This is a genomic window from Xanthomonas sp. CPBF 426, from assembly GCF_903989465.1.
In the GTDB taxonomy this organism is placed as follows: Bacteria; Pseudomonadota; Gammaproteobacteria; order Xanthomonadales; family Xanthomonadaceae; genus Xanthomonas; species Xanthomonas euroxanthea.
This window is the reverse complement of record NZ_LR861805.1, coordinates 3816128-3827876: the sequence shown is the minus strand read 5'-3', so window position 1 is coordinate 3827876 and position 11749 is coordinate 3816128. Positions and strand designations below refer to the sequence as shown.

The following is an 11749-nucleotide window of genomic DNA, read 5'->3' as shown; positions in this document are numbered from 1 at the left end:
CTCAATGGCCGCCACGGCACTGCGCTGTATCTGCGGCTGGCCAATGCCACGCCGTGACATCCACCGCTTGCAGCATGTGTCGCTGCAACGCTGTGCGATCACCTTCGTCTGCGATGCGGATGCACGCGGGAAGATGCTGGGGCATTGCGATGCGGCAGCCGGGCACTGCACTCCTGTGGTTCAGCGCACTGCCGTTGTCGGCGCAGCGTCAGCGCAGGGCGTCGCGCGCCGAGGCGATGGCCGCCATCCACTGCTCGCGTTTGCCGAGCACGAAACGGTGCTCGCCGCCCTCATGCAACTGCAGCGCCAGCGATGTCGGTGCCACCGGCAGCAGGCCGAACAGGCGCGTCCAGCGTGGTTGCATTGTTGCGATCTGGGTCAGGTGCACGGTCAGCGACCGGGTCTGTATGTTGTAGGAGTGCGGCTGGAAATGCAGCGCATCGGCGGTCAGGATCAGTCGCCCGCCGACCGCTTCCAGGCCGCGTTGCAGATTGGCCGGCGCCTGGCGCAACACGACGCGGTCGATCGAGCGCAAGCCGCCGCCTTGAAACAGCGAGCTCACTGTGACGCAGCGGCGGCGCAGCGACGCCGTTGCTGCCGCTGCACAGACAGGACGCCGGTGCTGTCGATCAGTGCCGATGAGGAGAAGACAAACATGCGCTAGGCCCGAAGGAGTGCATCAATGCGGCATTTGCCGCCGGGAAGACGCGGCGACACGGCATGACGCCACATCGCCAATGTATGCCACGCCGCCGCCGACCAGATACATCAGCAGATCGTGCACGGTGGCGGTGTTGCCGAGCGCGATGTAGGCCGCGCTGCCCGGGCGCAGCCCGAGCCGGTCGGCCAGGTGCATCGCCTGCAGCCCTTCGATCAGGCACCCGATCGCGACCGCCAGCACGCTCGCCCAGCGGGGCGATAACGCAAGCACGCCGCGCAACCCGCAATACACCAGGATCACCGCCAGCACATCGCCCAGGCTGCCGCGCACCCAGGGCCCGCCAAGTGTGCCCGCGCCGATCGCCACTTCGATGACAAACACGGCGAGTGCGATCAGCAGGTAGACCCAGCGCACGCCCGGTGCCATGCGTGTCATTGTGCGAACAGCGCATTGCCGGGGCCGACATGATCGACCGCCGTGATCTGCACCACGCGGTCGCCGGGCGGATTGCGGTGTTGCTCCCGGTCCGCATCGGAGGTCACCGCGAGGCTGGCGCTCGAGTCCTGCACGGTGCTGCACGGTGCTGCGGCTGGGCGAGGCGTGAACCGACGGGCCTTGCCGGTCGACCCGGCCCGACTGGGCGAGGGCAGCAAATGGCCGCAGCGTCAGCGATGACATCAGGATGCAGCACACACGCATGGGCAATCCTTATGCGGACGATGCCGCCGGCACGCTGCCGGCGGAGAGGGCATGCAGTGTGCCAGCCCGCGCGGCAACGGCGGCTGTCGCAATGTGGCGGTATCGCCCCGGCGGCGCGCGCAAACGCGCGCCGCCGGGGCTCACTTCAGATAGGCGCGCGGCAACGCGCCGGCCGGTTGCATGTAACGGTCGCGCAGCTCGGTCTGGCGTGAACGCATCGGCATGTCGCGACCGCCCAGCCAGACCTGCTCGGCATAGTGGGCGACATCCAGCGGGTCGCCTTCCCACAGCACCAGGTCGGCCTGCTTGCCGACCGCGATGCTGCCGATGCGATCGGCCACGCCGAAGATCTCTGCCGGCACCCGGGTCAGGCCGGCCAGGCCCGCTTCCCACGGCAAGCCGTTGGCCACCGCATTACCGGCCAGCTGGCGCTGTTTGCGTGCGTTGTGCGAGGCATCGCCGCTCTGGGCAAAGCTGACCTCCACGCCGGCCGCGCGCAGACGTGCGGCGTTTTCCAGCGTCGCGCCGATCTGGTCGAAGGTGGACGGCAGGTCCGCCAGCGCGTCCACCAGCACCGGGACGTTGGCCTGCGCCAGCTGCGGTGCGAGCTTCCAGGCCTCGGTGCCGCCGGCAATGGCGATGCGTACCTTTTCGCGCTGCGCCCAACGCAGCAGCTGGCGGATGTCGGCGGCGCGCTCCACCTGCACCACGATGCGGCCCTGCCCGGCCAGGTATTTGGCCAGCACGCTGCGGCCGACCGGGGTCAGCAGCGCGTGCGGCGAATCGGCCGGCACGCGTCCGCGCGCTTCGGCCACCAGTTGGTCGAGCAGCATCCATTGCGCGGCACGCGAGCTGCCGGTCAGATCGGATGCCGCCGCACCGATGCGGATGAACAAGGCATGCGGGCCAGCCGGGTCCGGGCTGCCGTCCAGCCGCACCACGCCGCCTTGCCCGGCGATGAAGGCACCGCTGGTGGTCGCGCCCAATGCAGTGAAGCCGATGCCTTCCACGCGCGCCACCGGCACCAGTACCGAGTCGGGGTTGTAGGCCAGGGTGACGTCGAATTCCGGGCGCATCGGCTGGTCGCTGAGTTTGACGCCGCTGTCCACGGTGCTGTCTTCGCCGGAGACTTCCTCGACGCCGATCTCGGTGATGCCGCCGAACAAGGCCGGCGTCAGCGGGCGGCCCCTGGCCTCGACCACGCGGCCATCGGTGGGCACGGCCAGGTTGCGGCCGATCGCGCGGATCACCCCGCCCTGCACCAGCACATCGGTATCGCGCAGCGTGCCTTGTGCGGTGGCGGTATGCACGGTGGCGCCACGGATCAGCACCTGCTGGCCGAATGCGGGCAGTGCCAGCACTGCCAGGACCATTGCGGAGATCGCGCGCAGACGCGGGCGAACGAAGGTTGCGCGGCTCATCGTGCCACCTCCTGGCCGAGCATGAAGTCCGAGACCGGCTGCAGTGCGCGGTTGCGGCGGTCGTAGACCTGCGCGCCGTCGATGTAGACCTGTTCGGCCAGTGCGTAGGAGCTAAAGGGATTGCCGTTCCACACCACCACATCGCCCATCTTGCCCGGCTCCAGTGCGCCGGTCTGCTGCTCGATGCCCAGCGCCTTGGCGGCGTTGCTGGTGAGCCAGCGGATCGCACGTTCGGGCGGGATCTCCATGCCGCTGCGGCGCGCGTTGGCGAGCACCTTGGCCGCTTCCTGGTTCAGGCGCTGGATGCCTTCTTCCGAATCCGAATGCACGATGGCGCAGCTGTTGGCCGGGCGGTCGACCAGCGCGATGTTTTCCTGGATGCCGTCGAAGGCTTCCATCTTGAAGCCCCACCAGTCGGCCCACAGCGCGCCGCAGACGTTGTCCTGCGCCAGCCGGTCGGCCAGCTTGTAGGCTTCCACGCCGTGGTGGAAGGCGGCGATGTGGAAGCCGAATTCCTTGGACAGGTCCAGCATGGTCGCCATCTCGTCGGCGCGGTAGCAGTGGATATGCACGCGGATGTCGCCGTTGATCGCGCCGGCCAGCGTATCGAGCTTGAGATCGCGCTTGCCGCCGGCATCGCCGCTGCTGTCGTTGTCGCCGCCGCGGCTCCACCAGTGGCGCTTCTTTTCGGCCTTCTTCTTCGGTGCGTTCTTCTGCAGGTACTCGGCCGCATCGATGAAGGCGGCGCGGTAGCCGGCCACGTTGCCCATGCGGGTGGCGGGGCCGCCCTTCTCGCCGTACACGCGCTTGGGGTTCTCGCCGCAGGCCATCTTCAGGCCCCAGGGCGCACCGGGAAACTTCATGCCCTGGTAGGTCGTGGAGGCCACGTTCTTGAGGGTGACGCCGCGCCCGCCGATCAGGTTGGCCGAGCCCGGCAGGACCTGCAGCGAGGTGACGCCGCCGGCCAGGGCGGTGCCGAAGCCGGGATCCTGCGGCCAGATCGAATGCTCGGCCCACACGTTCGGGGTGACCGGTGCGGTCATCTCGTTGCCATCGCTATGCGCGCTGACGCCGGGGCTGGGATACACGCCCAGATGCGAGTGCACGTCGATGATGCCGGGGGTGACCCACTTGCCGGTGCCGTCGATGCGGCGCACATCGGCCGGCGCCTCCAGCCCGCGCCCGACCGCAGCCACCTTGCCGTCGCGCAGCAGTACGTCGGCGTCGTCCAGCCGCTGGCCGGTGCCGGTGAGCACCGTGGCGTGCTGGATCAGCACCGGACCGGACGCGAGCGCGTGGTAGGTGCTGGGATAGGGGTCTTGCACGAAACGCGATGCCGCAGACGCAGGCCCGCACAGCAGCGCCGCGCCAAGGGCGGCGAACAGGATGGAACGCATGGATTTCCCCGGTGTAACGAAAACGTCAGCCGCAAACCTAGCGGCCGGCGGCGTGCTTGCCAAGTGCTGCACCGCCGACGGCGGCGGGCTCATCACATGCGCCAGTGCATGCTATGCCGTATTCGTCAGGGAATACGTCGATGATCGTCAAGTCAGAGCGCAACAAACAGGCCGATGTGGTGCTGGCTTTCTGGGAACTGGCCGGCTCGGCCCGCTGGTTCACGCACAACGATGCGTTTGATGCCAACTTCCGCCAGCATTTCAGCGAGCAGCACTTTGCAGCGGCGCGTGGCGAGTATGCGCACTGGATGGAACGTGCCGAAGATGCGCTGGCCTTGCTGATCCTGCTCGACCAGTTTCCGCGCAACGCGTTCCGCGGCAGCGCGCATGCCTACGCCACCGATGGCCTGGCGCTGTCCTGCGCCAGGCAGGCAATCGCCAGCGGCTTCGATCAACAGGTGTCTGCGCAGTTGCGGCTGTTTTTCTATCTGCCGTTCGAGCATGCCGAAGATCTGCAGGAGCAGGCGCGTTCGGTGCAGCTGATCACCGCGCTGGACGATGCAGAAACCACGCGCTGGGCAGTGGAGCATCAGCAGATCATCCAGCGCTTCGGACGCTTCCCGCATCGCAATGCAGTACTGGGTCGCGAGACCACCGCCGAAGAGCAGCAGTTTCTCGATGACGGCGGATTTGCCGGCTGAGGAACGGCGGTTGTGGCCTGCCGCGATGGGACGCCACTGCGGCTTTCCCGCACTGCGCACTTGCGTATGGGCATGCGGAGCGAGTGAGCGATCGATGCGATCGGCTGATGGCGCACATACGCGCGCTGTCGCGCGTTGATCGACATTGTGCAGCGGTGCAATCACACCAATAGCCTCGCACCGGCGGTGCAAATGACTTGAGCGGCGACGAGCCGCGCTTGCGGATCCTGTGCGTGATGCAACGCGACGCCGATACGCTGCGGGCATCGGCCATCGCGCGGCAATCGCTCAACAGCCGCCCATCAAGCCTTCCGAACGCCAGTGCGTGCCTTCGCCGAGCAGCAGGTAGAAACCGTAGCTCTCGTAGCCGCTTTCCAACAGCACGAAGTCGAGCGTGCCGTTGCCGTCAATATCGCCGAACTGCAGTAGATGCGTGCGCAGTGGCAGGTCTTCGCAATCATCGCAGCCGCTGGCCGCGCTGCCCTTGCGGAACTGCCAGCGGCTGCCGTCATGCTCGAAGATTGCAAGCACGGCCAGAACACCGGTCGGGTTGTCCGGGTTGCCGGTCCTGGTCGGGTGATGGGAGGTCAGCACGGCCACGCGTCGCTGCGGCTGCCGGGTGTCGGTCACGATCTGCAGCGCCGCCAGATCCTGCGCGTGATCGGCAGGGAATGCCGTCAATGCCTGGGCCAGCGCCGCCGGCTTGACGCTGTTGCGCAGCTGCGTGGTCGCGCCGGCCTGACGCAACAGCTCGGCCTGTTCGGCAGCGGTGGCGTTGCGGCTGGCAAAGCGCTTGCCGGGATTGAGATCCACCGTCGATAACAGCGGCGAATCGGACAGCGTGCTGGTGCCCTTCAAGCGCAGTTTTGCCGTGCCGCCGCACATGCTGTTGTCGTCGATGCTCAGCGACGCAAGCCGCACGGTGCCGGTGGAAACGCCCGCATCGAAGACCTGCAGCGGCTGGCTCAGCAGCGACCTGGGCATGCTGGACTCCTTCGCTACGCCGCTGCCCAGCCACACCGGAATGTATTCCAGCGGGTCTTCGCCCGGCTGGCTGTCGTAGGTCTGTACCAGCACGACCGCGCGTGCGGGTTCGGCGGCCCGTGCGGCCAGCGGCACCAGCGCGGCCAGTGCAAGAGAGAGCAGGCGGGTGTGCATTGCAGCGACGTCCTTGTGCATATCGATCCATGAAAAAACGGACGCTCGGTGGAGCGCCCGTTCGGGGTGTGCACTGTAGCAAACGCGGCTAAAAACCTGGCCGGCGATTGCGGCAGGCCATCGCCGGATGCGGATTCCCGCCACCGGCTGTGCCGTCTGGCTTGCTCAGTACTTGGCCACACCGTTGTCCACTTCGTCCGACCATGCGTCGATGCCGCCGGTGACGTTGTAGACGTTGCTGAAGCCCAGGCCGCGGAAGTGCTCGGCCGCCTGCAGGCTGCGCCCGCCGCGGTGGCACAGAAACGCCAGCGGGGTGTCCTTGGGCAACTGCTCGATGGCGGCGCGCTCGTGCGCATCCAGCGTGCGGAACGGCGCGGCAACCGTGGCCAGGGCGCGTTCGTCGGCCGGGCGCACGTCCACCAGGGTCAGCGTACCGGCCTTCAGGCGGTCGTCGGCATCGCGCACCGACAGCTCCTGCACCGGCTTTGGCGCATTGGGATTGTCGATGGCCAGGCCACGACCACGGATGTCGTCCACCCAGTCGATGGTGATGCCGTCGGCGCGGCGCGCGCTGGCCAGGTCGAACTGCACGCGCAGGCCGTTGGACTCGGCAGCGATGGCGTTCGGGTTGGTCGGCGCCAGCTGGAAGTTGGGCTGGAAGTTGGCATCGATGGCCAGCGTCAGCGAGGCATCCGGCGCATCGGCCAGCGCGCCCTTGAGCATCTCGACCGCGGCCGGGGTGATGGTGATCCTGGGCGGAGTCCGGTCTGGCGCCTGCAGGCCGAGCATGCTGCTCAACTCGCCGCTGTCGGCCATCTGCAGGATGATGTCGCTGCCGCCGATCAACTCGCCGTCCACATACAGCTGCGGAATGGTCGGCCAGTCGCCATAGGCCTTGATGCCTTCGCGGATCTCCTGGTCGGCCAGCACGTTGACGTGGGCATAGTCGATGCCCAGGCCGTCCAGCACGCCGACCGCCTTGGCCGAAAAACCGCACTGCGGCATGCCGGGCTGGCCTTTCATGAAGAGCACCACGCGGCTGGATTGCAGCAGCGTATCGATGCGGGAACGCAGGGCGGGATCGAGGGACATGGCAGCACTTCGGTCAGATCGTGGAGTCCGGGCATTCTACGCCGCATGGCATCATGCGGCATGACCACGCTTCAAACGCTGTATCGCATCCCCTCGCACCCTTACCGCTGGGTCGGCCTGCTGGCCCTCTCGCAGGCAGCGGTGGCGCTGCTGTGGTGGCATCTGGGCTGGGTCTGGGGCGTGCCGGCGTTGCTGCTGTCGCATGCGGCGTTCGTGGTGCCGGTGTTCCTGCCGCGCGCGCGTCTGTACGCGCCGGTGCTGGCGCGCCTGCCGGGCCGCGCCCCGCAGGTATGGCTGACCATCGACGACGGCCCCTCCGACGACACCCCGGCGATGCTGGAGCTGCTGGACGCCTTCGATGCCAAGGCCACCTTCTTCGTGGTCGGCGCCCGCGCCGAGCAGCGGCCTGAACTGGTGCGCGAGATCGTGCGTCGCGGGCACGGCATCGGCAACCACAGCCATACCCATCCGCAGGCCTGGTTCTGGGCGCTGGGACCGCATCGCATGGCGCAGGAAATCGGCCAGGCGCAGCGCGTGCTGGCCACCATCACCGGGCAGGCGCCACGGCTGTACCGCTCGGTGGTGGGCATGACCAATCCCTTCGTCGCCTCGCCGCTGCGGGCGCATGGGCTGACCCGCGTGGCCTGGAGCGCGCGCGGCTTCGACGGGGTGCGTTGCGAGCCGGAGACCACCGTGGCCCGCATCGTGCGCGACCTGCGCCCCGGCGCCATCGTGCTGCTGCACGAGGGCGCCGCGCACGGACACAACCTCACCATCCTGCGCGGCGTACTGGAGGCGATGCGCGCGCGCGGCCTGGCCGGGCGGCGTCCGGACTGAGGTCCTGCGGACCGCGTCGCGATGAGATGACGCGGGCCCACGCAGGGATGATCCATCGTCCGTGTCTGCCGGACCTGCTCCGGTATGGCGCATCGTCTGTAGTGGCGGAGCCGCCCGGAGCCAGCGGCGTCGAAGCCCGGCGCTGATCCACGCACGTATTGACAGCGATTTAACGTGGATCGACCATGCGCCCCCCAGCCAGCAAACGGTGCGCGCCTTTCGAGGGCGCTGCCGGCGCCAGCCTCAAGCCGTCATCGACGGCCATATCCGCTCTTGAGGCTGACCCCATGTCCCATCGCATCGTCTCTGCGCGCGCGCCCATGCGTGCGGATCTCCGTTCGCCGCAGCTCCCGCTGGCGTCCTCCCTGCTGGCGCTGGCCTGCGCATGGCCATTGGCGGCTGCGGCGCAATCGAGCACGCGCGACCCGGTCGATCTGGACCGCCTGCAGATCCAGGCCCATCGCGGTGCCGCGACCGAAGGCACCGATTCCTACACTGCCGATGTCGCGCGTAGTTCGACCCGGCTGGAGCTGTCGCTGCGCGAGACGCCGCAGTCGGTGGTGGTGGTGACCCGCCAGCAGATCCTCGACCGCAACCTGCAATCGCTGCAGGACGTCACCGACACCGTCGCCGGCTTCAACTCGCCAACCTGGGACACCGAGCGCACCTACATCAACGCGCGCGGCTTCGAAGTGGACTACTACCGCATCGACGGCATTCCCACCGACTACACCGGCGATGTGCAGCAGAACATGGCGATCTACGACCGGGTGGAAATCGTCCGCGGCGCCAACGGCCTGACCTCCGGTGCGGGCAACCCGGCGGCATCGATCGACCTGGTGCGCAAGCATGCCGACAGCGATGTGTTGACCGGTCGCGTCGATCTGTCGGCAGGGCGCTGGGACCGCTATCGCGGCACGCTCGACCTGCAATCGCCCTTGAACGCCGCCGGCAACGTGCGTGGACGGGTGGTGGCCAGCTATGAAGACAAGCAGTCGTTCCGCGATTACTACAGCAAGCAATCGTCGCTGTTCTACGGCATCGTCGATGCCGATTTCAGCGACGCCACCCGCGGCTATGCCGGCGTCAACAAGCAGCGCAACGACGGTCGCGGGACCACCTGGGGCGGCGTGCCGGCGTACTTCAGCGACGGCAGCCGCACCGACTTTGCACGCTCGGATTCGTTCACGCCGCGCTGGGCGCGCGGCGTGGCCGACACCACCAATGCCTTCGCCGGCCTGAGCCATCGCTTCGACAACGGTGCGCAGCTGCACGTGGAGTACTCGCATCAGCGTTTCGAAGCCGATTGGAAGTCGGTGCTGTTCGGCTACTTCGATTACCCGGACCGCGCTACCGGCCTGGGCCTTGCCACCAACTTTGGCGGGCGCTATCCCACACTCACTGCGCAGAACAGCCTGGATGCCTACCTCAGCGTGCCGCTGACCTGGTGGGGCCGCAACCACGAGCTGATCGCCGGTGCCACCTGGATGAACCGCAACGTGCGCAGCTGGTCCAACGGGCCCGAGCCGTCACAGTCACTGACGGCCGAAAGCGTCTACGCCTGGACCGGCAGCATGGCGCAGCCGCAATGGACGCCGCTGGTGAAGGGCGAAGAACGCGATGTGCGCCAGGTGGCCGCCTACGCCGCCGGCCGTTTCAGCCTGACCGACGCGCTCACCGCCATCGTCGGCGCGCGCGTCACCGACTGGAAGAACATCGACCAACTGGTGCCGGCCAACACCTACGAGCGCCGTGGCCGCACCACTCCGTACGCCGGCCTGATCCTGGATGTGGACGACCACCATTCGCTCTATGCCAGCTATACCGGCATCTTCAAGCCGCAAAACAACCGCGATCGCGGCGGGCGCTATCTCGCCCCGCTGGAAGGCAACAGCTACGAGGTTGGTGCCAAGGGCGAATACCTCGGCGGCCAGCTCAATGCGGCACTGGCGTTGTTCCGGATCGAGCAGGACAACCTGGCGGTGAACGATCCCGGGCAACTGGTGCCGGGCACCACCACTCAGGCCTTCCTCGCGGCGAAGGGCACGGTCAGCCAGGGCGTGGAGTTCCAGCTCGATGGGCAGCTGTCCGAGCAATGGCGGATTGCATTCGGCTTTGCCCAGTTCGATGCCAATGATGCCAGCGGCGTCGATGTCAATCCGACCAGCCCGCGTCGCGAGGCCACCCTGTTCACCAGCTGGCAGACCGGCCCGTGGCGCGTGGGCGGTGGCCTGAGCTGGCAGTCGGCCATCCACGACTTGATGTCCGCGCCACAGGGCGGCACGCAGCGGCTGACCCAGGGCAGCGTGGTGCTGGCCAACGCAATGGCGCGCTACGACATCAATCAGGCATGGTCGGCGCAGCTCAACGTGCGCAACCTGTTCGACCGCACCTACTACGCCAACATCGTCTACCAGAGCCAGTTGATCTACGGCGACCCGCGCGATGTGGAGCTGACGCTCTCCTGGAAGTTCTGACCTTGCTCCAGACGACAGGCTTTGACGGTATCCATGCCGCTACCGAGCCTCCACGGACGGGTTCACGGCGTGTCCCGTGAGCGATGAGGGCACCGCGCACTCGGCGAACCAGGCATTTGCCTGCGTCTAAACGGCGCGGCGACTCGATGACCTGGTTGTCCCGAAGTGATTGGTCGGCGCGGACAGATCAGGTGTGGAGCGGCTGCTCTGCGACTTCGCTGCAGGGTCCTTGCCCGCCCACCCTCGCGGGACACGCCGCAAGTACGTCCTTGTAGGCTCTTACGCGGCATCCATGCCGCGTAAGGTCCCGCGACGGTGGGCGGGCAAGGACCCGTCGAGATGGTCGGTGTGCATGGCTTTCAACAAGGCAACCAGCGGATTCTCTGGGGCGGTGGTGCACCGCCCTCGAACAACGTGGCCCAGGATCATCCGCATGACGTCAACAGCGGCTGTCAAAACGGCTGCGCGGCCGGTGCCCGTTGCGGCATGTGCTACGCGTACACCCCGGTTTCTGCGTGCCGTCCACATCCGTCCGGCGAACGTGCGTTACGTTTCATCAGCCGCTCTGAATCGAGCCAGGCACGTTGTGCACGGCCTCAGCGCGGCTCGGCCACGATCAGCCAGTTGTTGAACGGGGTGTTGCCGTACAACGGCGCAAAGGTGGCACGCAGACCGGCGGCATCCAGCTGCGCCTGCAGGCTGTCGCGGGTGGGATAGCTGCGCGGCATGCGCTGCATCCAGCCGCTCAGATGCGCCAGCACGTCGGTCACGCGGCTGGTGCGGCCACGGCTGCTGGCATCGCCCAATGCGCTGCGGATCACCAGCTTCGCGCCCGGCGTCAGCATCTGCGCCACGCTGCGCAGCAGGCTGGCTTGCATGTCGGCCTGCAGATACTGCAGCACATCCAGAATGGTCACGCTGCCGCGGTGTTGCGGCCAGGCCACGCTCAGGTCGACCACGGCGAACTGCGTAGTGCCCAGTGCCGAGCGCTGCGCGATGTGCTGCGCGCGGCGGATCTTGGACGCGTCCACATCCACTCCGTGATACGCCAGTGCCTGGCCGTCGGCGCGCAATGCGTGCGCGAGCAGGCCCAGCCCGCAGCCCAGATCCAGCACCGGCGCGGTGGTGCTGCGCAACTCGGCCAGCACGCCCGGATACAGCGGATCGGTGCGCAGCTTGGCCTGGGTGTAGTAGTAGTCGTAGCGATTGCCCAGCGGATGTGGCGGCAGAAATGCGCGCGCGATCGCCAGCGCCTGCGTGCGGCTCATGGGTTGGGTGGCGGTGCTGTGCAATGTCGTTCCTTGGC

The 11749-nt window shown here is 67.5% G+C and carries 11 protein-coding genes and 1 other RNA gene; 4 read left to right on the top strand and 8 right to left on the bottom strand.

The window, feature by feature from the left end:
- Window positions 1–208: 208 nt before the first annotated feature.
- From H7A87_RS16165 to H7A87_RS16145, 5 genes are all read right to left on the bottom strand, one after another.
- Window positions 209–535 (bottom strand): hypothetical protein, encoded by a 327-nt coding sequence (locus H7A87_RS16165; protein ID WP_180497041.1) that lies wholly within the window; start codon window positions 533–535, stop codon window positions 209–211.
- 144 nt (window positions 536–679) lie between these two features.
- Window positions 680–1096: a DUF2809 domain-containing protein gene (locus tag H7A87_RS16160; RefSeq protein ID WP_104583985.1), complete on the bottom strand. Its 417-nt coding sequence runs from the start codon at window positions 1094–1096 to the stop codon at window positions 680–682.
- Window positions 1093–1230 (bottom strand): hypothetical protein, encoded by a 138-nt coding sequence (locus tag H7A87_RS16155; RefSeq protein WP_180496767.1) that lies wholly within the window; start codon window positions 1228–1230, stop codon window positions 1093–1095. Before H7A87_RS16155 ends, H7A87_RS16160 begins: the two co-directional genes overlap by 4 nt.
- A 270-nt stretch (window positions 1231–1500) precedes the next feature.
- Window positions 1501–2781 (bottom strand): amidohydrolase family protein, encoded by a 1281-nt coding sequence (locus tag H7A87_RS16150; protein WP_119127350.1) that lies wholly within the window; start codon window positions 2779–2781, stop codon window positions 1501–1503.
- Entirely contained in the window at window positions 2778–4178 is a 1401-nt protein-coding gene (locus H7A87_RS16145) for an amidohydrolase (RefSeq protein WP_104583988.1), read from the bottom strand. The genes H7A87_RS16150 and H7A87_RS16145 overlap by 4 nt, the downstream gene beginning before the upstream one ends.
- A 140-nt stretch (window positions 4179–4318) precedes the next feature.
- On the opposite strand from H7A87_RS16145, the gene H7A87_RS16140 reads away from it, so the two are divergent.
- The gene (locus H7A87_RS16140) at window positions 4319–4879 is read left to right on the top strand and encodes a DUF924 family protein (protein ID WP_024938947.1); all 561 of its coding nucleotides are present in this window, start codon (window positions 4319–4321) and stop codon (window positions 4877–4879) included.
- Between the two features lie 288 nt (window positions 4880–5167).
- On the opposite strand, the gene H7A87_RS16135 is transcribed toward H7A87_RS16140, so the two are convergent.
- Together H7A87_RS16135 and grxD are read right to left on the bottom strand one after the other, a co-directional pair.
- Window positions 5168–6037, bottom strand: a complete 870-nt coding sequence (locus tag H7A87_RS16135) for a hypothetical protein (protein ID WP_119127352.1) — start codon at window positions 6035–6037, stop codon at window positions 5168–5170.
- 165 nt (window positions 6038–6202) lie between these two features.
- Window positions 6203–7129 carry a Grx4 family monothiol glutaredoxin gene (gene grxD / locus H7A87_RS16130; protein ID WP_115677945.1) on the bottom strand — a complete coding sequence of 309 codons (927 nt, stop codon included), beginning with the start codon at window positions 7127–7129 and terminating at the stop codon, window positions 6203–6205.
- 45 nt (window positions 7130–7174) lie between these two features.
- Here grxD and H7A87_RS16125 point away from each other — a divergent pair, with 45 nt between their 5' ends.
- The 3 genes from H7A87_RS16125 to H7A87_RS16115 all read left to right on the top strand — a co-directional run bounded on the left by H7A87_RS16125 (window position 7175) and on the right by H7A87_RS16115 (window position 11005).
- Window positions 7175–7966 carry a polysaccharide deacetylase family protein gene (locus tag H7A87_RS16125; RefSeq protein WP_180496765.1) on the top strand — a complete coding sequence of 264 codons (792 nt, stop codon included), beginning with the start codon at window positions 7175–7177 and terminating at the stop codon, window positions 7964–7966.
- A 287-nt stretch (window positions 7967–8253) separates the two neighbouring features.
- Entirely contained in the window at window positions 8254–10443 is a 2190-nt protein-coding gene (locus H7A87_RS16120) for a TonB-dependent siderophore receptor (RefSeq protein ID WP_119127354.1), read from the top strand.
- Between the two features lie 486 nt (window positions 10444–10929).
- Window positions 10930–11005, top strand: a non-coding RNA gene (locus H7A87_RS16115) — sX9 sRNA.
- A gap of 34 nt (window positions 11006–11039) precedes the next feature.
- On the opposite strand, the gene H7A87_RS16110 is transcribed toward H7A87_RS16115, so the two are convergent.
- Entirely contained in the window at window positions 11040–11711 is a 672-nt protein-coding gene (locus tag H7A87_RS16110) for a methyltransferase (protein WP_104648793.1), read from the bottom strand.
- Window positions 11712–11749: the final 38 nt, after the last annotated feature.